General features: G+C 40.9%; 31 protein-coding genes. 5 read left to right on the top strand and 26 right to left on the bottom strand.

From position 1 onward, the window contains the following. Positions 1–79 precede the first annotated feature (79 nt). The 10 genes from OCU74_RS19085 to OCU74_RS19040 all read right to left on the bottom strand — a co-directional run bounded on the left by OCU74_RS19085 (position 80) and on the right by OCU74_RS19040 (position 7,791). Entirely contained in the window at positions 80–337 is a 258-nt protein-coding gene (locus OCU74_RS19085; RefSeq protein WP_200807712.1) for a bacteriocin immunity protein, read from the bottom strand. After that, positions 334–1,629 carry an S-type pyocin domain-containing protein gene (locus OCU74_RS19080; protein WP_087480798.1) on the bottom strand — a complete coding sequence of 432 codons (1,296 nt, stop codon included), beginning with the start codon at positions 1,627–1,629 and terminating at the stop codon, positions 334–336. The genes OCU74_RS19085 and OCU74_RS19080 overlap by 4 nt, the downstream gene beginning before the upstream one ends. 49 nt (positions 1,630–1,678) lie before the next feature. Then, positions 1,679–2,032: a hypothetical protein gene (locus tag OCU74_RS19075; protein ID WP_087480799.1), complete on the bottom strand. Its 354-nt coding sequence runs from the start codon at positions 2,030–2,032 to the stop codon at positions 1,679–1,681. Between the two features lie 318 nt (positions 2,033–2,350). Beyond that, positions 2,351–3,475: a zonular occludens toxin domain-containing protein gene (locus OCU74_RS19070; protein WP_087480800.1), complete on the bottom strand. Its 1,125-nt coding sequence runs from the start codon at positions 3,473–3,475 to the stop codon at positions 2,351–2,353. Positions 3,476–3,483: 8 nt separating this feature from the next. After that, the gene (locus tag OCU74_RS19065; RefSeq protein WP_087480801.1) at positions 3,484–3,801 is read right to left on the bottom strand and encodes a DUF2523 family protein; all 318 of its coding nucleotides are present in this window, start codon (positions 3,799–3,801) and stop codon (positions 3,484–3,486) included. Positions 3,802–3,805: 4 nt separating this feature from the next. Beyond that, entirely contained in the window at positions 3,806–5,284 is a 1,479-nt protein-coding gene (locus OCU74_RS19060) for a hypothetical protein (RefSeq protein ID WP_087480802.1), read from the bottom strand. Positions 5,285–5,418: 134 nt separating this feature from the next. Then, entirely contained in the window at positions 5,419–5,649 is a 231-nt protein-coding gene (locus OCU74_RS19055; RefSeq protein ID WP_087480803.1) for a hypothetical protein, read from the bottom strand. Positions 5,650–5,657: 8 nt separating this feature from the next. Next, entirely contained in the window at positions 5,658–5,891 is a 234-nt protein-coding gene (locus tag OCU74_RS19050) for a hypothetical protein (RefSeq protein ID WP_087480804.1), read from the bottom strand. A gap of 6 nt (positions 5,892–5,897) precedes the next feature. Further along, a complete protein-coding gene (locus tag OCU74_RS19045) occupies positions 5,898–6,203 on the bottom strand; it encodes a hypothetical protein (protein WP_087480805.1) in 306 nt (101 codons plus the stop codon). Between the two features lie 10 nt (positions 6,204–6,213). After that, on the bottom strand, positions 6,214–7,791 hold the full coding sequence (locus OCU74_RS19040) for a phage/plasmid replication protein, II/X family (protein ID WP_087480806.1): 1,578 nt from the start codon (positions 7,789–7,791) through the stop codon (positions 6,214–6,216). A gap of 123 nt (positions 7,792–7,914) precedes the next feature. On the opposite strand from OCU74_RS19040, the gene OCU74_RS19035 reads away from it, so the two are divergent. Together OCU74_RS19035 and OCU74_RS19030 are read left to right on the top strand one after the other, a co-directional pair. Beyond that, a complete protein-coding gene (locus OCU74_RS19035; protein ID WP_087480807.1) occupies positions 7,915–8,460 on the top strand; it encodes a helix-turn-helix transcriptional regulator in 546 nt (181 codons plus the stop codon). A gap of 12 nt (positions 8,461–8,472) precedes the next feature. After that, positions 8,473–8,790 (top strand): hypothetical protein, encoded by a 318-nt coding sequence (locus tag OCU74_RS19030; protein WP_234993571.1) that lies wholly within the window; start codon positions 8,473–8,475, stop codon positions 8,788–8,790. A gap of 29 nt (positions 8,791–8,819) precedes the next feature. Here the strand turns inward: OCU74_RS19030 and OCU74_RS19025 are convergent, their stop codons facing one another. The 10 genes from OCU74_RS19025 to OCU74_RS18980 form a co-directional block, all read right to left on the bottom strand. Continuing rightward, positions 8,820–9,077, bottom strand: a complete 258-nt coding sequence (locus OCU74_RS19025; RefSeq protein WP_200807712.1) for a bacteriocin immunity protein — start codon at positions 9,075–9,077, stop codon at positions 8,820–8,822. Next, the gene (locus OCU74_RS19020; protein ID WP_087480798.1) at positions 9,074–10,369 is read right to left on the bottom strand and encodes an S-type pyocin domain-containing protein; all 1,296 of its coding nucleotides are present in this window, start codon (positions 10,367–10,369) and stop codon (positions 9,074–9,076) included. Before OCU74_RS19020 ends, OCU74_RS19025 begins: the two co-directional genes overlap by 4 nt. A gap of 49 nt (positions 10,370–10,418) precedes the next feature. Continuing rightward, positions 10,419–10,772, bottom strand: coding sequence for a hypothetical protein (locus tag OCU74_RS19015; RefSeq protein WP_087480799.1), 354 nt, complete (start codon positions 10,770–10,772; stop codon positions 10,419–10,421). A 318-nt stretch (positions 10,773–11,090) separates the two neighbouring features. Further along, positions 11,091–12,215: a zonular occludens toxin domain-containing protein gene (locus OCU74_RS19010; RefSeq protein WP_087480800.1), complete on the bottom strand. Its 1,125-nt coding sequence runs from the start codon at positions 12,213–12,215 to the stop codon at positions 11,091–11,093. An 8-nt stretch (positions 12,216–12,223) separates the two neighbouring features. Further along, on the bottom strand, positions 12,224–12,541 hold the full coding sequence (locus OCU74_RS19005) for a DUF2523 family protein (RefSeq protein ID WP_087480801.1): 318 nt from the start codon (positions 12,539–12,541) through the stop codon (positions 12,224–12,226). A gap of 4 nt (positions 12,542–12,545) precedes the next feature. Further along, on the bottom strand, positions 12,546–14,024 hold the full coding sequence (locus tag OCU74_RS19000; RefSeq protein WP_087480802.1) for a hypothetical protein: 1,479 nt from the start codon (positions 14,022–14,024) through the stop codon (positions 12,546–12,548). Between the two features lie 134 nt (positions 14,025–14,158). Beyond that, positions 14,159–14,389: a hypothetical protein gene (locus tag OCU74_RS18995; RefSeq protein WP_087480803.1), complete on the bottom strand. Its 231-nt coding sequence runs from the start codon at positions 14,387–14,389 to the stop codon at positions 14,159–14,161. An 8-nt stretch (positions 14,390–14,397) separates the two neighbouring features. Continuing rightward, positions 14,398–14,631, bottom strand: coding sequence for a hypothetical protein (locus OCU74_RS18990; protein ID WP_087480804.1), 234 nt, complete (start codon positions 14,629–14,631; stop codon positions 14,398–14,400). A 6-nt stretch (positions 14,632–14,637) separates the two neighbouring features. Then, positions 14,638–14,943 carry a hypothetical protein gene (locus OCU74_RS18985; RefSeq protein WP_087480805.1) on the bottom strand — a complete coding sequence of 102 codons (306 nt, stop codon included), beginning with the start codon at positions 14,941–14,943 and terminating at the stop codon, positions 14,638–14,640. Between the two features lie 10 nt (positions 14,944–14,953). Then, a complete protein-coding gene (locus OCU74_RS18980; protein WP_087480806.1) occupies positions 14,954–16,531 on the bottom strand; it encodes a phage/plasmid replication protein, II/X family in 1,578 nt (525 codons plus the stop codon). Positions 16,532–16,654: 123 nt separating this feature from the next. Here OCU74_RS18980 and OCU74_RS18975 point away from each other — a divergent pair, with 123 nt between their 5' ends. From OCU74_RS18975 to OCU74_RS18965, 3 genes are read left to right on the top strand one after another with little or no spacing between them, the layout of a single operon-like run. Beyond that, positions 16,655–17,200: a helix-turn-helix transcriptional regulator gene (locus OCU74_RS18975; protein WP_087480807.1), complete on the top strand. Its 546-nt coding sequence runs from the start codon at positions 16,655–16,657 to the stop codon at positions 17,198–17,200. A gap of 12 nt (positions 17,201–17,212) precedes the next feature. Further along, positions 17,213–17,530: a hypothetical protein gene (locus OCU74_RS18970; RefSeq protein WP_234993571.1), complete on the top strand. Its 318-nt coding sequence runs from the start codon at positions 17,213–17,215 to the stop codon at positions 17,528–17,530. Positions 17,531–17,588: 58 nt separating this feature from the next. Then, on the top strand, positions 17,589–18,251 hold the full coding sequence (locus OCU74_RS18965; RefSeq protein WP_087480808.1) for a hypothetical protein: 663 nt from the start codon (positions 17,589–17,591) through the stop codon (positions 18,249–18,251). 1,157 nt (positions 18,252–19,408) lie between these two features. Here the strand turns inward: OCU74_RS18965 and OCU74_RS18960 are convergent. The 6 genes from OCU74_RS18960 to vxrA all read right to left on the bottom strand — a co-directional run bounded on the left by OCU74_RS18960 (position 19,409) and on the right by vxrA (position 25,366). Then, positions 19,409–19,972 carry a hypothetical protein gene (locus tag OCU74_RS18960; protein WP_087480810.1) on the bottom strand — a complete coding sequence of 188 codons (564 nt, stop codon included), beginning with the start codon at positions 19,970–19,972 and terminating at the stop codon, positions 19,409–19,411. A 347-nt stretch (positions 19,973–20,319) separates the two neighbouring features. Beyond that, on the bottom strand, positions 20,320–20,640 hold the full coding sequence (locus OCU74_RS18955) for a hypothetical protein (protein ID WP_087480811.1): 321 nt from the start codon (positions 20,638–20,640) through the stop codon (positions 20,320–20,322). Between the two features lie 547 nt (positions 20,641–21,187). Beyond that, positions 21,188–22,345: a conjugal transfer protein TraF gene (locus OCU74_RS18950; protein ID WP_087480812.1), complete on the bottom strand. Its 1,158-nt coding sequence runs from the start codon at positions 22,343–22,345 to the stop codon at positions 21,188–21,190. Between the two features lie 60 nt (positions 22,346–22,405). After that, positions 22,406–23,287, bottom strand: coding sequence for a DUF2861 family protein (locus OCU74_RS18945; RefSeq protein WP_087480813.1), 882 nt, complete (start codon positions 23,285–23,287; stop codon positions 22,406–22,408). Next, complete coding sequence (gene vxrB, locus OCU74_RS18940) at positions 23,287–23,943, bottom strand: response regulator transcription factor VxrB (protein WP_087480814.1); 657 nt, start codon at positions 23,941–23,943, stop codon at positions 23,287–23,289. Before vxrB ends, OCU74_RS18945 begins: the two co-directional genes overlap by 1 nt. Continuing rightward, on the bottom strand, positions 23,918–25,366 hold the full coding sequence (gene vxrA / locus OCU74_RS18935) for a sensor histidine kinase VxrA (protein WP_087480815.1): 1,449 nt from the start codon (positions 25,364–25,366) through the stop codon (positions 23,918–23,920). Before vxrA ends, vxrB begins: the two co-directional genes overlap by 26 nt. Positions 25,367–25,454 lie beyond the last annotated feature (88 nt).

The raw sequence follows: 25,454 nt of genomic DNA, 5'->3' as shown, positions 1-25,454 counted from the left end.
TATTATAATATGTATAATAAATATTATTTAACATAACGTACATAATGCGCACTATGAGGAATTTAAAAAAAAGACTGAATCAGTCCTTAAAGCATGGCAAACCCTGTGACGTTCGCCATCGTTTAACCTCAGCAACAATGCCTTTTGGAGAATCATCCTGACCATCCTTAGGCCAAAAGATTAAATCTGTACCATCTGGGTGATCAACTATCTTTGAAAAGTGACTAACCAGTTTATCTTCTTCCGATTCAGACAATTCATTATCACAAATAAGTTCAACAAACTGAGTAAATTCTTGTTCCGTATACTCAGAGAGATTGTTCTTAAACTGCATCATTGCTTATCTCCATAATGGATTCTCTTATGATTCTTAGGGGTAACGACTCTCATATTATCAACATCATAGACGGCACCGCCATGTTGTATTTCTTCTATGTGGTGAATCTCAAATCTCATTGTTTCACCATACTTCTGATCCTGTGGAGCAAACGGCGCTTTTCCTGCTCTAATTTTCTTTTGGTTATTTCGATTAAACTGCGACATTAGATTTTCATCTTCACTTATAGCCAGCCAGAACGCTTTCCGGAAGCTGTCAAAACTACTGAACTCTCGACCTCTGAGATTATCCGCAATTTGTGATGGCACCGGAGAACCTAACTCTTTTCCGGCTGCTTCCAGCCATAAGCCAGTTACATCTTCACCGTTCCCGGTCACAACACCCGATTCATTCCGGGGGCTTTCTTTATAAACCACATATAACGGAGGTAGTCCGGTATCTGCCGGGAATGTCAGAATGTAATCTTTTAGGTCGGTATCCTCAATCGGGGTAATGTAAGTTTTTTCAAACTCTTTACCCTGATCGACCTGTGGATGCACCCAGACATCCAGCTTTTCCATGTCCGGGATCGGATTAACAAGGATCGGTTTACCGCCAAAATCTCCGCTAGCCGGCACCCACTCAATCGTGATCCCCGGCTCTAAATCCACAACGAATTTATCACCTTGCTGACGAACACTACGCCTTGGGATGTCTGTACCGTTGACATGGTAGCCATAGAGCTGGCCGTTATCATCCGCCCCTAAACGAATATTTGTTTTCACCTTTGATTTGTGTCGGATTTCTGATTCCTTATACAAAGTGCCGTCTGCCAGTTGATTGGGGATTAATACACCTAACACCACAGTCGCAGCGGCTGGAGCCAGACCAATCAGCCGGACAGCCATTCCTTCAATTTCAGCCAGCGCCTGGCCTGCAACACGGGATACACTGCCCGCTTCTGCTATACCATTGTTAAGCGATGCCGTATAAGCGGCATACTGACCAATCGAAGACAACGGCTCTCGTTGTGTACCGATGTCACAAGTACCTGAAGGGATTGATAGCGATTTAGCAAAGCGTTTGAGTTGCTGATTGTGCTGCACTTCTTCAAATGCTTTATCATTCGCCTTGATATTCTCCAGCCGCTGTTTTTCAAGACGTTCTTTGAGCGTGAGCGATTGGGCTTTCTCTGCGGGTTCCGGGCTATCCGGATTCGGGATTGTTTTAGGTGTCCAGTGGATAATTTTAGGTTCTGCTGCGACCTTTGTTGCTTTAACCCACCAAACAATCTTACCGTCTTTCGATGACATAAATGAGACCTGCCTACTGACTAAGAATTAAGTAAATAATTTTTATTTTTTACAATAACTTTGGGCTACAAAGCACTGAAAGCTCTATCCAGTCATTAGCACTTAAATTTTCTGAAGGCATATCAACACCATCTACAATATCGCAGTAACTCACGATAAAATTCCCCTCAGGATCTCTTTCGGATACAGATAAAATTCGAAAGTAGTGATCCAAATCATCTTTGTATGCGCCAACTTCTGGAACAGGTATATCGAAACAATCCATGTCTTCAACAGACGAAAGAGTTTCCATTATCTGAATTCCTTTAGGTGTAAAAAATAGCCCACCATTTTTATTTTTAGCTTTATTGTTTTTCTGAGCTTTCCTCTTACGTTTTAATAATTTCTTGTCTCTGTTACTCACAAAAAACCTCTTTAGATAATGAAATAAATCAGTGTGATTTCAGTTCTATAAATTTTTAGGCAACTTTTATATGCAAAATAATGCTTAATGTACAGAACTAAGTTGAACGACAAACTGCTTGATAGTTGCAGTACTGCAACATCATTGTCCATCAGGCTGACGCGCTACGCTTGTCTGCTCATTTTTACTCTACATGCAAGCATATAGCAGTAAAAATCGAGCTTCAGTTCTCTTCAGACATTTTTCCATAGAACGGCAAATGAATTCAGAAACAATAACCCCACGGGACGTGGGGCCCCTTTTCTGAATTCATCTTGCCTACAATGATGCTATATTCTGAACCGGGTCTGAAGAGGATTCCGGTCTTGGTTGTTTACCGTGGCAGTAAACAAGCTTGCTTGAATCTCCGTATGTCAGCCTGACCATACAGGGGCCATAAACTGAAACCTGATATCCGGCAAGATAGAAGTCTTCCAGTCTAAGGTTCAACTCAAAGTTAGCTTTGTTACGGGCAGAGAAGTAAACCTGTTTCCTGATATGGAAGACATCTTTTTTATCCCGGTAGGTGTATTCGGAATGTCCTTCAATATAAATATCAAAATCACCAAACGGTAGGCCGGTGAATTGTGGTTTAGGACTGGATATTAATCTGGGAGAAGCCTTCGCTTTTTCACTGGTAGCCACAGTAGGAACATCATGTGATGAAAACATTCCAGTCAGTGTCTTACCAACATAAAAGACACCAAATGCAGTCAAAGCGATACCAAACCGAATGAACCAGCTTTGATGCCATTTTTTCACATCTTTAATCCCAGCTTCCTGAACCACCTGTTCTGTCTTTGTATGAGATTTATACAGTACAAAATATTGATCTTCATATTTCCGCAGTCCCTGATCAATCAGCCCATTTTTCTTGGAATCACCATAGTAGTAGACAGAGCGACGATAAGATTTTTCTCCTACAGCTCTAACTTTCCTGACTTCAATACAAATCTCGATATCTTCCCGAATAAGTTTGTTGATCTTCCGGTCACTCTGAGTCAGAAAAATGAAATCAAAACCATAATGACGATGACCCGAAAAAAAACGAACCTGGGCATCTGCGAGATCAGTCATCACTTTACCGCGCCCCTGAAGGGGAAACAGATAATGACATTCATCAAGAACAAACAAGACACCCTGCCCCTTGTCATTTCGCCAGTCCTGGTACTGGATATAATCATCCGGATGAGCAAGTGCCGGAGTGCTATCACTGAAATCAAAAGGATGAACTTCTATCAGTTCTCTGACCGACTCCCCTAAAATCATACAGAAACTTTCAATATTCAACGGGATATTCGTCACTACCTTCCGGCCATCTTTCAGAACAGGAAGAATATGATGGACAACAGTTTCGTAGGATTTACCACTACCGGGAGTTCCTTTAACTAAGGTAATAGCCATAATTCACCTCAAGAGCCGAGCCGGATAAAAGGAATGAGCTGTAACGTAAACCGGATAATCAATGCGGTCACAATAATGACAGATGCTTCGTTAATTCCGACAATAGACATGACGTTCAGCATCGACTCAGGAAGAAAAGTCAAATACTGGGGAACGGAAACAGAAGACAACGCTGTACCGAGGCCAGAGACCAAAGAAATGACCACATTAAAAATGGTTTCAAAGAGAAAACAGAAGATATCGACTAAAAAATTCCAGACATCAAGGAAGACACTGAAAATAATATCTATCAGGTCATTCCAACGGTTCACAAACCAGTTAAGCATAGGATTAACCTCCAAACACAATACGTCTTGCCATTACCAGAGAAAAAAGGATCACCATCGACTTAATTGCCAGCCAGACATTCGCATCCAGCTTCAACTCGAAGCAGCCAAAACCAAGTTCAGTAAAGCAAAATTCAGTCACCGGATAGACTCCAGATGAAAGATTCAAAGTAAATCCACTCAGAAACTGATAAGCATCAGTCTGTTTCATTTTTTCAATGAAAGCATTCAACACACCTTCAAATCCATTAGGATAAATAGGAGTCCAGAACGAATAACGGTTGCTCTCATCAAATGACTTTTTAGTCTGAGTTGTTGTTGAATTGATCTTCTGAAATTCCTCAAGAATGGACTGATTCAGGGAATTCGTTGTATCAATACGAGATTCAATACTGGAAAGATCAACTTTCACACTGCCCTCACCAGTTGTGGTATTAGGCGTCGTCCCTGTTGTATCAGGAATAGAAACTGCACCAGAATTCAATCCGGTAATATAGTCATTCCCATTAGCAACAGTATTTGCCAGATAATAGGCATTATCCCAATCATCCTGAGGGACATAATTTGCAGCAGAGGAATCTGAAGACTGAGCGACACCCGTTGTAATCATATGGGCATCAGACCATGACTGATCGCCAATATTGGGAATAGGACTCTCACCATCAAGCATTGGAGGAGCATCGTCAACCGTCAGATCTTCAACCAAAGCTGAATCTAGAACACCATCAGGATCAGCAAAAAATTCCAACTGTTTAGACTCATCAAGAGAAGATAAATAATCAAGAACTGAAGTCTGCACATCAGAATCTTCGACTTTTAAACCAAAATTAGGATCAAAATCAGAAGAACAACTGGATACACCAACCCCATTTGACGAAGAACATTCATGACGAGATACTGTTCGGGCACTGGTATAAATTTCAGAAACATTCCCTTGAGTATCAGTATCAACCCGATAGAAATAATAACGAATAGAGTTGTCAGAACTGGATTCTATTCTATAGATGTAATTATTATCTGGATGAGATTCTTTAAGGTCTGAAATACGAATATCAGCAACTTCACTACCAGATGAACGTTGGCCATCCGGAGAGCTCCAGAAATACCCTTGTTGGGCTGCCCCGGGATCCTGAGAACTCTCATCTTTGGAATAAAAGCTATCATTTGACAGGTATAAACCAAGTGCATCAAGAACCCCAACAAATGCAGCAACTCCTAATGCAGCCTTCCCCTTAAAATATTTCAGAAACTTTGCGTTAGAAGCTGTGGCTGTCGCTGAATAGTAAGCGTTGGAAACCTGTACAGCTTTGGCAACGGCACTAATAGCAATATCAGATGCAAGATAGCGAATCGCAATAGGAGCAGCTACATCAACCGCATATCCAATACCCACAACTAAAGGAACAACCGCATTGGCCTTTTTCAAAGGGAGAATGACTATATTCAATATAAAAAAGTAAACGAAGAACTTTTTCAATATCATGTAATTAGTCCTCTGTTTAACAAGTAAAAAAGGGGTATGTTACCCCCTGAAGCCTATAACGCAGGCAATTCCACAAAGTCCCCCCAGAAACAGAATGACGCAATAAAACTGAATGGAGGCAACCGCAACATACATCAGATTTTACCAATCATACGTTTTGCAAAGACGATCCCTTTCTCACCAAACTTCACACCAAGAATAAGCACGCCAAAGGAAACAACGATCGCACTGACTCCTGAAATATCAATGGAGTCCATCAATTGCTGAACGGGATTTGAAGTTGCAGGATCCTCCGCAAATGCAGGCGCGGTAATGGCCATAGCAAAAGAAGCCATCAAGAAAGTTTTAATTTTTTGAATGAACATAAATCCACCTATATTTTACCAATGAGATTTTTCATAACGCCCACGACCCAGGATATTTTGTAAGAGACGAGGACAAGACCAAAAGCAAAGAAGAACAGACTAGAAATTTCTGAAGGATTTAGCTGAACTGTATTTGCTTTATATTCATCGACGGTCAAAACAACCAACGATGAACATTCGTTGATGGCAGAGCCGGAGATGTACAAATATCCCTGTTCTCCTTGCTCTACACATAAAGCCATACCGGATTAACCTTCCTGCTTCACCGGTTTCCAGCCGGACACAATATTCATCCGGGGATTTTCCGGATTCGGAGTAAAAATGAGTTCAATAAGCTGTCCGACTTTCACTGTCTCAAAACTCGACATAGCCGTTTTCGCCAGACCAATTTCTCTGACCTGAGCACCATGACCGTAAAAGGTCATATTCGGTTGACTTACCGGTTCGACAGGATCGCCATAGGCCAGATTGCAGATGTCATACTGAACTCCCTGAGGGCTCTTTTTAAACGATGTACCAAAGCGATGTGTTGCACTAATGAAAAAGACTTGCATGTAATTCACCTCAATGTAGATAAGCCTGATAGTAACGAGACGGTTCTGGGTTGATCAGGCCGGTAATGATGTTAGGCTTAAATTTCTTCTGCCTGTGTCGTGTCAGTGCTATTTCGCCATCCGGCCAAATAACGAGAGTCATAGATTCACGTGGGCTGATAGGGATCTCATTAAGATCCAAGAGTGGTTCAAAATCGAAATCATCCGGTAATCTGAGTGTGTCATGAAGAAAGTCGGACGGATTATCCGTAAGTCCCATGTCATGGGATAAGCGATAAGAGACCCCAAATATTTCAGCAAGATAATTTGATGAACCATCGGCAAATGGTGATTTGGGTTCGACGTAGTTCGCCGGCCTTTGATTGTCAAAATCAAAATGGATGACTTTAGATAACTTCATGCGCTCACCGTTATGCAGGTTCTGAAGATCGGCTTTGGACAGGCCAATAGCGCAGAGTTCTTTCATATTGCGCGATAGAGTTGCCTTTGATGTATGCCGTTTGATGTTGTGGTAACCACGGTCGCAGAGAGACATATAAAATCTGAATATACGATCTGCCTTTGCGTAGGAAATGTTGCCTTTTGGAGTAATGCTCTGATACATATCATATAAAGCATGTTTTACTTTGTGATCGTCAAATACCTCTATCTCATTGCCCTCAAGAGCCAGAAAGAGATCCCCAAAAAGATCTTTAAACAGGTATTCACAAAATGAGTAGCCATTAATTTGTTCAAACTGTTCAGCATAACGAATAACCGCCCAAACATTAGAAGAGCCGCAGACACGCTGGATATAACGCTTCTTCCCCCGCCCTTCAAAACGTCCCCGATTAGCAACAAAATCTTGTAGTTCGTGAGATGAGAGTTCAGCAATAATATGGTCGTAATGATGAGTTCGTTCTTTCTTTGCGCGAGATTGCAACTGACTTAACTGATGCTTAATTTCTGCATCCTTAACATAAAACAGCAGTGTCTTAGTCCGTCCTGTATCCGGATTTTCGCCCGTTGCAGCGCTCCAGTAGACACTGGCATCACAGTCATCACCCAAAGTTTTGTTAATGTAGCGGTTCGATGGACGAAGATAGCGATTGGAAACGTTTCGAAGACCGTTCACCGCCTGTGCCAAAACATCCCGACTCTCAAACTGAATCGAATAAGTAGCATCGATACGTGAAAGTTCAGCTAATCCCCATTCAAGTGAGTCAAATAGGTCCGGGGTTGCTTTAAGAAAAGCAAACATCAGATGTTCAACGCAATTACGCAGATTGTCAGAGCCATAAACGTTATGACCCTGCATAATTTTGGCGGGCGATGCTTTAAAACGAAGATATCCCCATTCACAATTACAGGCAGGGTTCGCATCAAAAACTTTACAGGCAATATCGGTATAACTTGAAGGAATTTTTTGCCAAGGGATATAAAGATCCCGGAGATCCTTATTTCCCGTAACTCCAAATTCAATATCACCTGCCCCAACTTTCAGGCCGGATAAAGAAGACAACTTTTCGTAATTCACATAGCCACAGCCAAGAGATTGAGTCACAAACTCACTCTTGAATGGTACCGTGATTTCCAAAAAATCGTACATTCCAAAAACCTGTCAAGTGCATTTTTCCTCAATGATAAAGTAATCTTTTCATCACCTCAAGGGTGTGGTGATAAAAACTGCATATATAATGTGAGAATAAATGTCTTTATAGGGACAAATGAGATGTCATTTGCAGAAAAACTCAAGCAAGCACGAATAAAAATGGAACTCACACAAGAAGATGTCGCTAAAGCAATCAGGGTATCGAAAAGAACTCTCATTGAGTACGAAACAGGGCGAAGTGAACCCAAAGTATCTACATTAAAGCAACTGGCATCCTATCTATGTGTTACGGTCAATGAACTAATTTCTGAACCTTACGAATGTCAGGACAAAGCCGAGCAATACTTAATGTCAAGCATCGGACAAATGGGAGACGAAGAAAAAGAGATATTAGTAAAACTATCCGAAGCCCTCTTAATGAAGAGTAGAATGAAACAGATATCTCAAGAGGCCGAAGAAACACTACAAGAAGAAGGTAAAATAAGAGATCTGTTTGGCGAAAACGCTGTAAAAACCAACAGAATAGTGAAAAAAGTAGAACAAATAGTTAACGATACCGAAAGTGAAAAAGAAGCGGCATTCACCCTGATGAACGAATTTGGTTTAAGTGGAAGCGAAGCTCTTCAGACAATAAAAATCATTAAGTCAAAAGAACAATCCAAGTAACCAAGGTCTATCATGAAAGTTACAATAGAAAAAAACGAAGATGGAGAGTCCTACTTCCTCATTCCTGATGAAATCCAAAAAGAATTACAATGGGAAGAAAGTGATGTCATCCAATGGATAGACAACGACGACGGATCCTGGACATTAAGAAAACTATCCCCGTTAGAGGCATTAAAAGAAAAGTCCCTGTCAGATCAAGAAGTAAAGATAGAATATGAAAAAATTCGTCACAACATTAACAGACTAGTCAATGCCGGATTCGATGAAAAACAAGCCACAGCAATTGTCTTCGTAATGAAAGAGATGAAAGAAGCTTACCAATCAAAATGAAACCATAAGCCGCTATTAAAAAGACTGAATCAGTCCTTAAAGCATGGCAAACCCTGTGACGTTCGCCATCGTTTAACCTCAGCAACAATGCCTTTTGGAGAATCATCCTGACCATCCTTAGGCCAAAAGATTAAATCTGTACCATCTGGGTGATCAACTATCTTTGAAAAGTGACTAACCAGTTTATCTTCTTCCGATTCAGACAATTCATTATCACAAATAAGTTCAACAAACTGAGTAAATTCTTGTTCCGTATACTCAGAGAGATTGTTCTTAAACTGCATCATTGCTTATCTCCATAATGGATTCTCTTATGATTCTTAGGGGTAACGACTCTCATATTATCAACATCATAGACGGCACCGCCATGTTGTATTTCTTCTATGTGGTGAATCTCAAATCTCATTGTTTCACCATACTTCTGATCCTGTGGAGCAAACGGCGCTTTTCCTGCTCTAATTTTCTTTTGGTTATTTCGATTAAACTGCGACATTAGATTTTCATCTTCACTTATAGCCAGCCAGAACGCTTTCCGGAAGCTGTCAAAACTACTGAACTCTCGACCTCTGAGATTATCCGCAATTTGTGATGGCACCGGAGAACCTAACTCTTTTCCGGCTGCTTCCAGCCATAAGCCAGTTACATCTTCACCGTTCCCGGTCACAACACCCGATTCATTCCGGGGGCTTTCTTTATAAACCACATATAACGGAGGTAGTCCGGTATCTGCCGGGAATGTCAGAATGTAATCTTTTAGGTCGGTATCCTCAATCGGGGTAATGTAAGTTTTTTCAAACTCTTTACCCTGATCGACCTGTGGATGCACCCAGACATCCAGCTTTTCCATGTCCGGGATCGGATTAACAAGGATCGGTTTACCGCCAAAATCTCCGCTAGCCGGCACCCACTCAATCGTGATCCCCGGCTCTAAATCCACAACGAATTTATCACCTTGCTGACGAACACTACGCCTTGGGATGTCTGTACCGTTGACATGGTAGCCATAGAGCTGGCCGTTATCATCCGCCCCTAAACGAATATTTGTTTTCACCTTTGATTTGTGTCGGATTTCTGATTCCTTATACAAAGTGCCGTCTGCCAGTTGATTGGGGATTAATACACCTAACACCACAGTCGCAGCGGCTGGAGCCAGACCAATCAGCCGGACAGCCATTCCTTCAATTTCAGCCAGCGCCTGGCCTGCAACACGGGATACACTGCCCGCTTCTGCTATACCATTGTTAAGCGATGCCGTATAAGCGGCATACTGACCAATCGAAGACAACGGCTCTCGTTGTGTACCGATGTCACAAGTACCTGAAGGGATTGATAGCGATTTAGCAAAGCGTTTGAGTTGCTGATTGTGCTGCACTTCTTCAAATGCTTTATCATTCGCCTTGATATTCTCCAGCCGCTGTTTTTCAAGACGTTCTTTGAGCGTGAGCGATTGGGCTTTCTCTGCGGGTTCCGGGCTATCCGGATTCGGGATTGTTTTAGGTGTCCAGTGGATAATTTTAGGTTCTGCTGCGACCTTTGTTGCTTTAACCCACCAAACAATCTTACCGTCTTTCGATGACATAAATGAGACCTGCCTACTGACTAAGAATTAAGTAAATAATTTTTATTTTTTACAATAACTTTGGGCTACAAAGCACTGAAAGCTCTATCCAGTCATTAGCACTTAAATTTTCTGAAGGCATATCAACACCATCTACAATATCGCAGTAACTCACGATAAAATTCCCCTCAGGATCTCTTTCGGATACAGATAAAATTCGAAAGTAGTGATCCAAATCATCTTTGTATGCGCCAACTTCTGGAACAGGTATATCGAAACAATCCATGTCTTCAACAGACGAAAGAGTTTCCATTATCTGAATTCCTTTAGGTGTAAAAAATAGCCCACCATTTTTATTTTTAGCTTTATTGTTTTTCTGAGCTTTCCTCTTACGTTTTAATAATTTCTTGTCTCTGTTACTCACAAAAAACCTCTTTAGATAATGAAATAAATCAGTGTGATTTCAGTTCTATAAATTTTTAGGCAACTTTTATATGCAAAATAATGCTTAATGTACAGAACTAAGTTGAACGACAAACTGCTTGATAGTTGCAGTACTGCAACATCATTGTCCATCAGGCTGACGCGCTACGCTTGTCTGCTCATTTTTACTCTACATGCAAGCATATAGCAGTAAAAATCGAGCTTCAGTTCTCTTCAGACATTTTTCCATAGAACGGCAAATGAATTCAGAAACAATAACCCCACGGGACGTGGGGCCCCTTTTCTGAATTCATCTTGCCTACAATGATGCTATATTCTGAACCGGGTCTGAAGAGGATTCCGGTCTTGGTTGTTTACCGTGGCAGTAAACAAGCTTGCTTGAATCTCCGTATGTCAGCCTGACCATACAGGGGCCATAAACTGAAACCTGATATCCGGCAAGATAGAAGTCTTCCAGTCTAAGGTTCAACTCAAAGTTAGCTTTGTTACGGGCAGAGAAGTAAACCTGTTTCCTGATATGGAAGACATCTTTTTTATCCCGGTAGGTGTATTCGGAATGTCCTTCAATATAAATATCAAAATCACCAAACGGTAGGCCGGTGAATTGTGGTTTAGGACTGGATATTAATCTGGGAGAAGCCTTCGCTTTTTCACTGGTAGCCACAGTAGGAACATCATGTGATGAAAACATTCCAGTCAGTGTCTTACCAACATAAAAGACACCAAATGCAGTCAAAGCGATACCAAACCGAATGAACCAGCTTTGATGCCATTTTTTCACATCTTTAATCCCAGCTTCCTGAACCACCTGTTCTGTCTTTGTATGAGATTTATACAGTACAAAATATTGATCTTCATATTTCCGCAGTCCCTGATCAATCAGCCCATTTTTCTTGGAATCACCATAGTAGTAGACAGAGCGACGATAAGATTTTTCTCCTACAGCTCTAACTTTCCTGACTTCAATACAAATCTCGATATCTTCCCGAATAAGTTTGTTGATCTTCCGGTCACTCTGAGTCAGAAAAATGAAATCAAAACCATAATGACGATGACCCGAAAAAAAACGAACCTGGGCATCTGCGAGATCAGTCATCACTTTACCGCGCCCCTGAAGGGGAAACAGATAATGACATTCATCAAGAACAAACAAGACACCCTGCCCCTTGTCATTTCGCCAGTCCTGGTACTGGATATAATCATCCGGATGAGCAAGTGCCGGAGTGCTATCACTGAAATCAAAAGGATGAACTTCTATCAGTTCTCTGACCGACTCCCCTAAAATCATACAGAAACTTTCAATATTCAACGGGATATTCGTCACTACCTTCCGGCCATCTTTCAGAACAGGAAGAATATGATGGACAACAGTTTCGTAGGATTTACCACTACCGGGAGTTCCTTTAACTAAGGTAATAGCCATAATTCACCTCAAGAGCCGAGCCGGATAAAAGGAATGAGCTGTAACGTAAACCGGATAATCAATGCGGTCACAATAATGACAGATGCTTCGTTAATTCCGACAATAGACATGACGTTCAGCATCGACTCAGGAAGAAAAGTCAAATACTGGGGAACGGAAACAGAAGACAACGCTGTACCGAGGCCAGAGACCAAAGAAATGACCACATTAAAAATGGTTTCAAAGAGAAAACAGAAGATATCGACTAAAAAATTCCAGACATCAAGGAAGACACTGAAAATAATATCTATCAGGTCATTCCAACGGTTCACAAACCAGTTAAGCATAGGATTAACCTCCAAACACAATACGTCTTGCCATTACCAGAGAAAAAAGGATCACCATCGACTTAATTGCCAGCCAGACATTCGCATCCAGCTTCAACTCGAAGCAGCCAAAACCAAGTTCAGTAAAGCAAAATTCAGTCACCGGATAGACTCCAGATGAAAGATTCAAAGTAAATCCACTCAGAAACTGATAAGCATCAGTCTGTTTCATTTTTTCAATGAAAGCATTCAACACACCTTCAAATCCATTAGGATAAATAGGAGTCCAGAACGAATAACGGTTGCTCTCATCAAATGACTTTTTAGTCTGAGTTGTTGTTGAATTGATCTTCTGAAATTCCTCAAGAATGGACTGATTCAGGGAATTCGTTGTATCAATACGAGATTCAATACTGGAAAGATCAACTTTCACACTGCCCTCACCAGTTGTGGTATTAGGCGTCGTCCCTGTTGTATCAGGAATAGAAACTGCACCAGAATTCAATCCGGTAATATAGTCATTCCCATTAGCAACAGTATTTGCCAGATAATAGGCATTATCCCAATCATCCTGAGGGACATAATTTGCAGCAGAGGAATCTGAAGACTGAGCGACACCCGTTGTAATCATATGGGCATCAGACCATGACTGATCGCCAATATTGGGAATAGGACTCTCACCATCAAGCATTGGAGGAGCATCGTCAACCGTCAGATCTTCAACCAAAGCTGAATCTAGAACACCATCAGGATCAGCAAAAAATTCCAACTGTTTAGACTCATCAAGAGAAGATAAATAATCAAGAACTGAAGTCTGCACATCAGAATCTTCGACTTTTAAACCAAAATTAGGATCAAAATCAGAAGAACAACTGGATACACCAACCCCATTTGACGAAGAACATTCATGACGAGATACTGTTCGGGCACTGGTATAAATTTCAGAAACATTCCCTTGAGTATCAGTATCAACCCGATAGAAATAATAACGAATAGAGTTGTCAGAACTGGATTCTATTCTATAGATGTAATTATTATCTGGATGAGATTCTTTAAGGTCTGAAATACGAATATCAGCAACTTCACTACCAGATGAACGTTGGCCATCCGGAGAGCTCCAGAAATACCCTTGTTGGGCTGCCCCGGGATCCTGAGAACTCTCATCTTTGGAATAAAAGCTATCATTTGACAGGTATAAACCAAGTGCATCAAGAACCCCAACAAATGCAGCAACTCCTAATGCAGCCTTCCCCTTAAAATATTTCAGAAACTTTGCGTTAGAAGCTGTGGCTGTCGCTGAATAGTAAGCGTTGGAAACCTGTACAGCTTTGGCAACGGCACTAATAGCAATATCAGATGCAAGATAGCGAATCGCAATAGGAGCAGCTACATCAACCGCATATCCAATACCCACAACTAAAGGAACAACCGCATTGGCCTTTTTCAAAGGGAGAATGACTATATTCAATATAAAAAAGTAAACGAAGAACTTTTTCAATATCATGTAATTAGTCCTCTGTTTAACAAGTAAAAAAGGGGTATGTTACCCCCTGAAGCCTATAACGCAGGCAATTCCACAAAGTCCCCCCAGAAACAGAATGACGCAATAAAACTGAATGGAGGCAACCGCAACATACATCAGATTTTACCAATCATACGTTTTGCAAAGACGATCCCTTTCTCACCAAACTTCACACCAAGAATAAGCACGCCAAAGGAAACAACGATCGCACTGACTCCTGAAATATCAATGGAGTCCATCAATTGCTGAACGGGATTTGAAGTTGCAGGATCCTCCGCAAATGCAGGCGCGGTAATGGCCATAGCAAAAGAAGCCATCAAGAAAGTTTTAATTTTTTGAATGAACATAAATCCACCTATATTTTACCAATGAGATTTTTCATAACGCCCACGACCCAGGATATTTTGTAAGAGACGAGGACAAGACCAAAAGCAAAGAAGAACAGACTAGAAATTTCTGAAGGATTTAGCTGAACTGTATTTGCTTTATATTCATCGACGGTCAAAACAACCAACGATGAACATTCGTTGATGGCAGAGCCGGAGATGTACAAATATCCCTGTTCTCCTTGCTCTACACATAAAGCCATACCGGATTAACCTTCCTGCTTCACCGGTTTCCAGCCGGACACAATATTCATCCGGGGATTTTCCGGATTCGGAGTAAAAATGAGTTCAATAAGCTGTCCGACTTTCACTGTCTCAAAACTCGACATAGCCGTTTTCGCCAGACCAATTTCTCTGACCTGAGCACCATGACCGTAAAAGGTCATATTCGGTTGACTTACCGGTTCGACAGGATCGCCATAGGCCAGATTGCAGATGTCATACTGAACTCCCTGAGGGCTCTTTTTAAACGATGTACCAAAGCGATGTGTTGCACTAATGAAAAAGACTTGCATGTAATTCACCTCAATGTAGATAAGCCTGATAGTAACGAGACGGTTCTGGGTTGATCAGGCCGGTAATGATGTTAGGCTTAAATTTCTTCTGCCTGTGTCGTGTCAGTGCTATTTCGCCATCCGGCCAAATAACGAGAGTCATAGATTCACGTGGGCTGATAGGGATCTCATTAAGATCCAAGAGTGGTTCAAAATCGAAATCATCCGGTAATCTGAGTGTGTCATGAAGAAAGTCGGACGGATTATCCGTAAGTCCCATGTCATGGGATAAGCGATAAGAGACCCCAAATATTTCAGCAAGATAATTTGATGAACCATCGGCAAATGGTGATTTGGGTTCGACGTAGTTCGCCGGCCTTTGATTGTCAAAATCAAAATGGATGACTTTAGATAACTTCATGCGCTCACCGTTATGCAGGTTCTGAAGATCGGCTTTGGACAGGCCAATAGCGCAGAGTTCTTTCATATTGCGCGATAGAGTTGCCTTTGATGTATGCCGTTTGATGTTGTGGTAACCACGGTCGCAGAGAGACATATAAAATCTGAATATACGATCTGCCTTTGCGTAGGAAATGTTGCCTTTTGGAGTAATGCTCTGATACATATCATATAAAGCATGTTTTACTTTGTGATCGTCAAATACCTCTATCTCATTGCCCTCAAGAGCCAGAAAGAGATCCCCAAAAAGATCTTTAAACAGGTATTCACAAAATGAGTAGCCATTAATTTGTTCAAACTGTTCAGCATAACGAATAACCGCCCAAACATTAGAAGAGCCGCAGACACGCTGGATATAACGCTTCTTCCCCCGCCCTTCAAAACGTCCCCGATTAGCAACAAAATCTTGTAGTTCGTGAGATGAGAGTTCAGCAATAATATGGTCGTAATGATGAGTTCGTTCTTTCTTTGCGCGAGATTGCAACTGACTTAACTGATGCTTAATTTCTGCATCCTTAACATAAAACAGCAGTGTCTTAGTCCGTCCTGTATCCGGATTTTCGCCCGTTGCAGCGCTCCAGTAGACACTGGCATCACAGTCATCACCCAAAGTTTTGTTAATGTAGCGGTTCGATGGACGAAGATAGCGATTGGAAACGTTTCGAAGACCGTTCACCGCCTGTGCCAAAACATCCCGACTCTCAAACTGAATCGAATAAGTAGCATCGATACGTGAAAGTTCAGCTAATCCCCATTCAAGTGAGTCAAATAGGTCCGGGGTTGCTTTAAGAAAAGCAAACATCAGATGTTCAACGCAATTACGCAGATTGTCAGAGCCATAAACGTTATGACCCTGCATAATTTTGGCGGGCGATGCTTTAAAACGAAGATATCCCCATTCACAATTACAGGCAGGGTTCGCATCAAAAACTTTACAGGCAATATCGGTATAACTTGAAGGAATTTTTTGCCAAGGGATATAAAGATCCCGGAGATCCTTATTTCCCGTAACTCCAAATTCAATATCACCTGCCCCAACTTTCAGGCCGGATAAAGAAGACAACTTTTCGTAATTCACATAGCCACAGCCAAGAGATTGAGTCACAAACTCACTCTTGAATGGTACCGTGATTTCCAAAAAATCGTACATTCCAAAAACCTGTCAAGTGCATTTTTCCTCAATGATAAAGTAATCTTTTCATCACCTCAAGGGTGTGGTGATAAAAACTGCATATATAATGTGAGAATAAATGTCTTTATAGGGACAAATGAGATGTCATTTGCAGAAAAACTCAAGCAAGCACGAATAAAAATGGAACTCACACAAGAAGATGTCGCTAAAGCAATCAGGGTATCGAAAAGAACTCTCATTGAGTACGAAACAGGGCGAAGTGAACCCAAAGTATCTACATTAAAGCAACTGGCATCCTATCTATGTGTTACGGTCAATGAACTAATTTCTGAACCTTACGAATGTCAGGACAAAGCCGAGCAATACTTAATGTCAAGCATCGGACAAATGGGAGACGAAGAAAAAGAGATATTAGTAAAACTATCCGAAGCCCTCTTAATGAAGAGTAGAATGAAACAGATATCTCAAGAGGCCGAAGAAACACTACAAGAAGAAGGTAAAATAAGAGATCTGTTTGGCGAAAACGCTGTAAAAACCAACAGAATAGTGAAAAAAGTAGAACAAATAGTTAACGATACCGAAAGTGAAAAAGAAGCGGCATTCACCCTGATGAACGAATTTGGTTTAAGTGGAAGCGAAGCTCTTCAGACAATAAAAATCATTAAGTCAAAAGAACAATCCAAGTAACCAAGGTCTATCATGAAAGTTACAATAGAAAAAAACGAAGATGGAGAGTCCTACTTCCTCATTCCTGATGAAATCCAAAAAGAATTACAATGGGAAGAAAGTGATGTCATCCAATGGATAGACAACGACGACGGATCCTGGACATTAAGAAAACTATCCCCGTTAGAGGCATTAAAAGAAAAGTCCCTGTCAGATCAAGAAGTAAAGATAGAATATGAAAAAATTCGTCACAACATTAACAGACTAGTCAATGCCGGATTCGATGAAAAACAAGCCACAGCAATTGTCTTCGTAATGAAAGAGATGAAAGAAGCTTACCAATCAAAATGAAACCATAAGCCGCTATTAAAGCATGCGGCTTTTTAACTCTTCACCAACGGAAGGTCAAATGAATAAAGATGAAAAGCACCCATCTGGCATATCTTTGCCGAAGATGGAAAGCCTTCTAGCTGAGCAGCCAGAAAATCCCTATAAAAATTCTGTAGTGGCACAAGTAGCCAAGCTCGCCCACAACCCTATTATGGATCAAATTAAAGCAACAGCCAGTTTTGACCAGAACTCAATGCTTCGTAGAACACGTCTAATCAATGATTTGAATAAGTCACTAGATGGTTTAGACATCGAATTTCTGAAAGACCTAAGAAAACGAACCCATGATGCGGTCTTTGATTACAAAAGAGATCCTGACGGATACAATAAACTTCAAGACGATCTAGATGATGCCCTACGCAAATTTATAGCAACATTTGATGAGTTTGAGCGATTAAACTCTGAACACGAAAGAAAGCTTGCGTTCAAAGAAGCTGAATTGGAACTTGATAATAAACAATTAGCATCCAGACTGCATGCTATTGCAGAAGAAAACAGAATCAAGGCCAAATATGACTGGGGTGAAAAATTGCGCCATCTCTTCATAAAAAGTATGGGGACAGCACTATTTATAGCCCTTTTACTCCTTGTCGGATGGTTAGTTAAAAATTACGAATGGGCTACATTACCTTACAGTTCTTTATTTAAAACCATAGTCCCCATACCCAAACTAGGTGTTTGATAAAAGTCCATATTAGCTTAAAGTCCGATACAAAAGTCTCCAAGCAATTCCGAATTAAGTTGTTACTGCAATTTTGCACAGGTCTTTATATTGGGCACCTATACAGGTGCCCTTTTTCACTTAACTATTCCAATAGTCAAGCCATTTCAAGACTAATTCAAATAAGCGAATAGCTAGTATTATTCGTATAAACATTTGTTCAAACTTCATATAAGAATCTCCTTTAATTAAAAAACTCAAGAGAAAGGGCTCGAAAAACCGAATTAGGGTGGAAATCAGCAGAAATATTTTGATGGTGTATCCAATAGGAATACCTATGCCCGAACAGGCCGTTAAGACAGTCTATTTCAGCTAATGCCGGAGTTTTTAGAACTTCTATCTCCTATAAAGAGAGCTTTATCCATAGAAAATGACCATAGGGAATCAAATCATGTGCGGATAACCTCGGGAAAAATGCTTCCGATAGACTGAAAAATCTGAGAATACTTAAAATTCGGCATACCGAAATTTTTGCAGCGCTGAAAACTTTCACATGTGAAAGTCAGTCCCACTCGTGGGACTTCCTCGCTCCTATAATCAGCATTTAAGGGGTATGTGAAATGTAAATGGTCTTCCGGTATGGTCAGATAGAGTATGAAATGAAAGATGAAACAATAGGGATCGCAAGATTTTATTTCTTACTATTAAACCCTTTTAAGTCAAAGCCTAACCCAGTAACTGGACGACGAATAGAAAAGATCCATTTTCTGGCTTGGGAGGATCAGTAGACTAAAAAATTGCAGATCTGCAATTTTCTTCCGGTTCGGCCAGCAAACCACCCCATACAAAACCACTCCATTCTGCATCCAATCCAATCCGCTTTGGGTCAGATTTCGAACCAAGCCGAAGATTAGGAATATTGCCGATCTGGTCAAGGGAATATTGTAAATCGGGATTGTGAAAGATTGGGAATGACGAATGCCTGGCATGTTGCATGCCACTGACGCGCCCTTTGCATGCAGGGGATGCAATGATTTCACCGGGGCTTGTCTCCTCATTCTTCGGACTATAAGCTAAATGCTTATAGCCCAAAAAACGAGGGCAAAGATTCCGGTTTATTCCGCTTTATTCCGGATAATCCCGGGTCAGATTCTGCACCGACGAATGAAAAAATTGGATTACGAAAATTCCCAGAATTCGAAATCAACCATGAAACCACAATCTTTAAGATATTCTTCGCCAATGATTTGTGGATGGTAACTCAAATCAGTAAGTGATTCATTGACGGAAGCAATTACACCGCCCAATAACTCAGGTTGCTTGCGAACGACACTAAGAGTAGTCATCAAAGTAGCGTCAATAATTTCACCACCCGTAGTAGTTAACCAAGCATGAAGATTTATAGGCTGGCTAAACGTTTTATTCTGTTGTCCCATATAACCTTTAAGAACATCAAAGTCAGTATAGAAAACTGACTTTCCTTCTAAATCAATATAGCCCAAGGTGTAATAAAACTTTTTATCTAAAAGTTGTTCTAACTCATTCTTCAAGATGTATGTAGCCCCAAAGCACTGTTGAGATACTTCTTCGGGACTGAATTTACCAAGTTGATTTTGGATAGTTGAATAAATCTTAGCTCGAGTATTTTGGTCAAGAAGTGCCCCGTTTAGATCAATAGAATCTGTCTCAAAACCTAAAGATTTAGTGATGTTAAAGGCGTCAATAAATTGTTTTTTATACATTAATACTTACCATATGCAACTAATGAGGCAAGCATTATAAATTCTACTTTTTTGAAAATTAAGTAAAATGCGCATTATTCGACATTATGTTACGGGCTTCACTTGCAAAGCGATTCTCTTTCGCCCCCTTCACGCGCTGCCAGACGGACAAGCCGCCTTCGGCGCGGAATCATGACCTCTCTCGCCCACCCTTTGCCGCGCTCAGGCCTGAAGGCAAACCCTCAACATAATGACGGGTGACATAATGCGCACTTGTTTTGTTAGAACTATTTAGTAATGTCCACTTTGAGCCTTAAAACTGTTTAGCAATACTTGGTATTTCAAACTATTGCCGACCCAGTATATCGTTATTTATCCTGAATGGCATTTTGCTGTTTTCCACCAGACTTCTGCTGACTATGTGCTGCTCTCCATTCTTTAACATCACCATCGGAGATCTCACTGGCATAACATATCGGAGAATAACCACCGGCACGGCTCCACGCGCTCCTTTTACCACATTTATAACCATTTGAAGCTCTATTGTATGGACAGGCACAATTGCCCGAATACTGCCGGATTGAATCACGTATAATTTGTTGTCTTATTTCTGCATCAGATAAGATCCCTTTAGCAAAGACGCTACCAGCACAGACACTCAATATAAATACCACGATAAAAATCTTCATATGCTATTTACCTGAACTCAGAATCACTCAATTGAAACTTAGCCCATATGTTTGTATCCGACAGCAACAGGATACAGAAATGTGAGAATGCTCTTCTCGTATAGATATATAGGTAATGATTCAGTGGATTTGAGGGTTTCATACTGAGATATCGTGTCTCTTTATTTAACAGCTATTAGTTATAGTGCATTATAGCATTACTTTAGTGTGACAGCATCACACAGCAGAAGTATTCACTAACCACAGATCCATTAAGATCCTTCAAATAATAAAGACATGATACCTTGTTGTATTCACCACATGGGCAACATATTATTCTTTCTCAACTATCTGATAAATAATGAATATTTTTAAATTACCACCGATATACCTACATTATCAGAAAAAGGATCAAGTTATTTTCCATTGAAAATTAACTTCACTAAGTGAGTAATTACTATCTGTAGTCATACAGATATAAGAAGCATTAGAATTATGAGAAAGAAAAAAGCCCCCTCTTTTCAGAGGAGGCTTGGAAAATGAGAATCAGCAGAAATTTAAAGCAAGATTAGTATGTCGATAGAAAGTTCACATAAGCGCCTTTCGCATGTGTATTGGTATAACTCACTGCAGCATCAAGCTCAAATAAGCCAAGGAGAGAAAGTCCAATCCCTGCTGTATAGGTTCCGTCTGAGTTACTATAAGCAAGATTTTTCTTGTAGCCGGCCCGAAGTTTAAGTTGGCGCAGAATATCAATCTCTCCTCCGACACGGAGCATCTGCGTATTATCATTGAAACCAGTGTAACGTTCTTCTTCATTCAGATCATAGTCAACACTGATGGATGCATAATCTCCAATCAAGCCGACGCCAACAGTGTATAGAGGTCTTAATTGATAGTCATACTGAAGGTCTGCTTTACCGGCAATACTAGAAGCAACCTGCTTTGTCGTAATATCCCGGGAAACTAAATTCGTTGCAGCAAAGCCAACTCTGAGCGGGCCATAGAACCACAGAAAACCAGCATCTATATTAAAGATTGTTTCACCGGTACTGTTTGCATCAATATCGCTGAGATCATAATTCTGCAGGCTGGCCTCATATACATATGTATAAACCCGTTGTAGCTTCGGAGATATCCCCATCGCAATGTGTTGCCCCAGGAATGTCTGATATTTTGCCAAAGAAAGGCCAACTTCCGTGACAGCTACAGAAACAGCATCAATTGTACTATTCTGAGCATTATCAAGCGTTGTTGCTCCACCGGTTGAGATCGATGGTGTAATGTAGGTTTCAGCATAAGCTTTTCCAAACAGGTTCATCGCAATATACTGATTGGGAATTCCTATCGCTACAGCGCCACCAATGTCAGCTTTCAATTCGCCACCATCTAAAGCATCTAACTGGCTCTGAAGTTCTCCGACTCTTGAAAGATCTCCGCCTTCAACCTGCTTAACTAAATCACTAATGTCATCAATTGTATTAGAAATGTCATCAGGATCATTATAGGTCAGGCCAAAACTGGGAAGTATCATCCCCGCATCATCATTTCTACGATAGATCGCAACAATGGCAGGATTATAGAAAGGAGCAGTAAGGTAATTGGCTGAAACAACCCCTGTTCCTCCCATCGCATCTCCCCGGGCTTCAACAGCGTAGGAAGCAGCCATACTCCCGGATGAAACGACAAGTAGTGAAGGAATCAGGTATTTTAGTTTTATATCCATATGCGCTATAAACCGAATGAAATTTAATGTTTATAACGACAGATTGTTATATATCTTTAGCTATTCCTCTAGTGAAACATCATATGTTTTACTGATTACTTGAGATTGCTCAATAGTAATTGGTCCCTGCCATCGCTGATGATTCATCGATACGGCCAGCACATACCGATCCGGCTCTAATGTATTTGCCGGTAACTGAGTGGGATAATTGGACTCATAGGTTTGCTTCCAAACTTCCGAGTATTTACCATCATCGTAGCTGTATACGGAAACTCTCATCTTAGGTAACGGGCAGTAAGGATTAGGAATTGCTGTTTTTTCTACATTCCATTGTTCCTTTGAACGCCAGTGAATGGTGTGATAAGTCTTAGGGTTATCTAAGATCACCCAAGAACTCCATGACTCACCGTTTTTTCTGGAAACAATTAAACGATAAAGCCCCATCGGAAGACGGTTATTCAAATTATATCGTTTAACATAAGTACGTTCATCATCAGTGACAACGTCACGATTAATCTGAGAGAAAGAGCTGTCAAGGGAGATAGAATGGTCTATCCAGCGTGTAAATGAGACTTCTTTTATTTGTGACGTTGTCACTAAATCAACTAAGAGCTGAAATGCATCACGCCCCGGACTTTGAATTTCAACCCGCCGGACAGCTAATGATTTAATCCAGTCAGGAAAAGGCGTACGATCCAGACTCTTCCCACAATCAGCATTCAGCGATTGCAACAACAGATCATTCAGATGATTTCTGAGGTGATTTCCATTGGGGCTCTGCCATACTTCAACCAAAGAACTGAACATTTTAGGTAAATCATTTTCGAGTAAATGTTCATGAGCCTGAGTTAACGGCGTATTTTGTTCAAACCAGTCGGCATAAACATGATAACCGGGAGTACATAACAGTACTCCCAGCAAGAAGAGGCTTTTTTTCTTCATCAGGCTTTCATTTTATAGCCGACACCCCGCAACGTCTCTATTTCCAATCCGGGGAGTTTCTGTCTTAACTGAAGAACATGTGTATCTACAGTTCTGGTCGTTGGGAAATGATTGTAGCCCCATACATGATCCAATAACTCATCCCGGGTAAAGACCCTGCCTAAGTTACTAGCCAGGAACAAGAGCAAATCAAACTCAGTTCGCGTCAAAGTAATTAATTCGCCCTTGTAGTGAACTTCCCGGGTCGCTTTATCAATTGTTAATTCTGTCGTGACAACTTTGGTATCATCCTGCTGACCGTCAGGAGAACGTAACTGCGCTCTGATTCTGGCAAACAGTTCCGCTTCTGCAAATGGTTTGGTTAAATAATCATTTGCTCCGGAATCAAGTCCTGCCACTTTATCTTTGACCGTCACTAATGCCGTTAGCAGTATGACAGGTACGTCTTTAATATTTTTCCAGTCGGCCAAATGTTCAACCGAATCACCGTCAGGAAGCTGTCTGTCTAAAATCACTAAATCAGCCTGATCCCAATATTGTTTAACTTCCGATATTCTCTCTGCATGCAAACAGTTATATCCGGCTTGTTCCAGACTTACCAGTAAGCCATCAGCCAAGTTTTTATCATCTTCAACAAGAAGCAACGTCTGTTTCACAGGGTATCTCCAAAATAAATGTTGTTGGTGGCCCGACCAGAGACATCTTGCCTCCCATTCTCCCAACCATAGATTCTACAATTGTTAAACCAAGTCCTAAACCACTTTTACTGACGAAGGGTTTACGCAACTGACGCCAATCTCCCTGAGTCAGCATGCCTTGATCGATTACTTTAAACGTAACCATATGACTTGAAGTCGTCACATCCAGCTGCACTGGAGCAACACCATATTTAATTGCATTTCTTAGCAAATTATCAATACAAGTTCCCAACCAATAGACATTTAATTTTGCAGCAATATCCTGATTGATTGAAAAATGAATGGGTGACTCAAATTCTTCCTCTATTTTAAACTGTAACCACTCGGCAACCGATGGCACCCAATCGACAGCCAATGGCTTTGTATCCGACTGTAAATAATCTTTACTGGCTTCTGCCAATTGTCTTAGACGACGAGAATCCTCACATAATCGCCTGAACTCATCGTAAACAGTTTCCGGAAGTCGTTCAAACTCTCGCCGAAATCCTTCAACAGTCAGAGACAAACTAGCTATTGGTGTCCGCAATTCATGTGTCAAGATCTGTAAGATCAACATACGGCTTCTCAGTTCAAGCCGTTTTGAATTCCAGCGATAGACAAACCAGCTAATCACCAGCAAAACGTTGACAACGACGAGACCAACCAGGATATAACGTAAAATATCCGATTGATCTTCCTCAGCCCAACATAAATTACCTCGCTGAACAAAGCAGGTCGAGTCATCCGTATTGACATAGGTAAACACCAACCCGGCTTCCTCAGCATTGTTTTTCCAGATACTCTCCGGAAAAACATAATATTGATCGCCTTTTCTTAACCAGAGCTCATTTTGCTCACTGAACATCGAGTCACCTGAAATTAAAGAGGTCACCGACTCACTGTCCATACGTTGCAGACGTCCTAATAAACTATCTTGCGGCGCTTCAGGACGCTCCTGAATATGCATATAAACTTTGAGTTCATCAAAAAACTCAGGATATTTCTTCACATAACGGGCCGCATATGTTCCCCCACCCGGATGAATCAGAGAACTTCTGGCAAACCAGCGAAGCGGGAGCTTTGTTCCCTTACACATCGCCCGGGTAAAAACCAGAGGTTCAGTTGTTAAAGGGCTCAAGGGTAAGTTTCCGGTACACTGATTTGCCAGAGCATAAAGCTGTTGAATATCTTTTAAAGGATATTGAAATGTCTGAGGCAACATAGACTCCGGCGTAATCAATCTTGTTGCATATTCTGCTTCTATTTTACGTAAATCATAGGAAACTAACGCTTCGTCGTAGCGGAACAGGGAAATAAAGTGATCGATTCTTGTCGGTAAAGAGTCCGCATATGCATATGGTATTATAGACACGAATAACAACATGAATCGTTTTAATATCATCTTTTTATGTGACTCTATATTCTCAGACAAGTTTCATGATCTGGTTAGCATTATGACAAAAATAGTTACCTACGTGTTATGTTGGTGT

The organism is Vibrio mangrovi, assembly GCF_024346955.1.
Taxonomy (GTDB): domain Bacteria; phylum Pseudomonadota; class Gammaproteobacteria; order Enterobacterales; family Vibrionaceae; genus Vibrio; species Vibrio mangrovi.
This window is presented reverse-complemented; position numbering and strand designations above follow the sequence as displayed.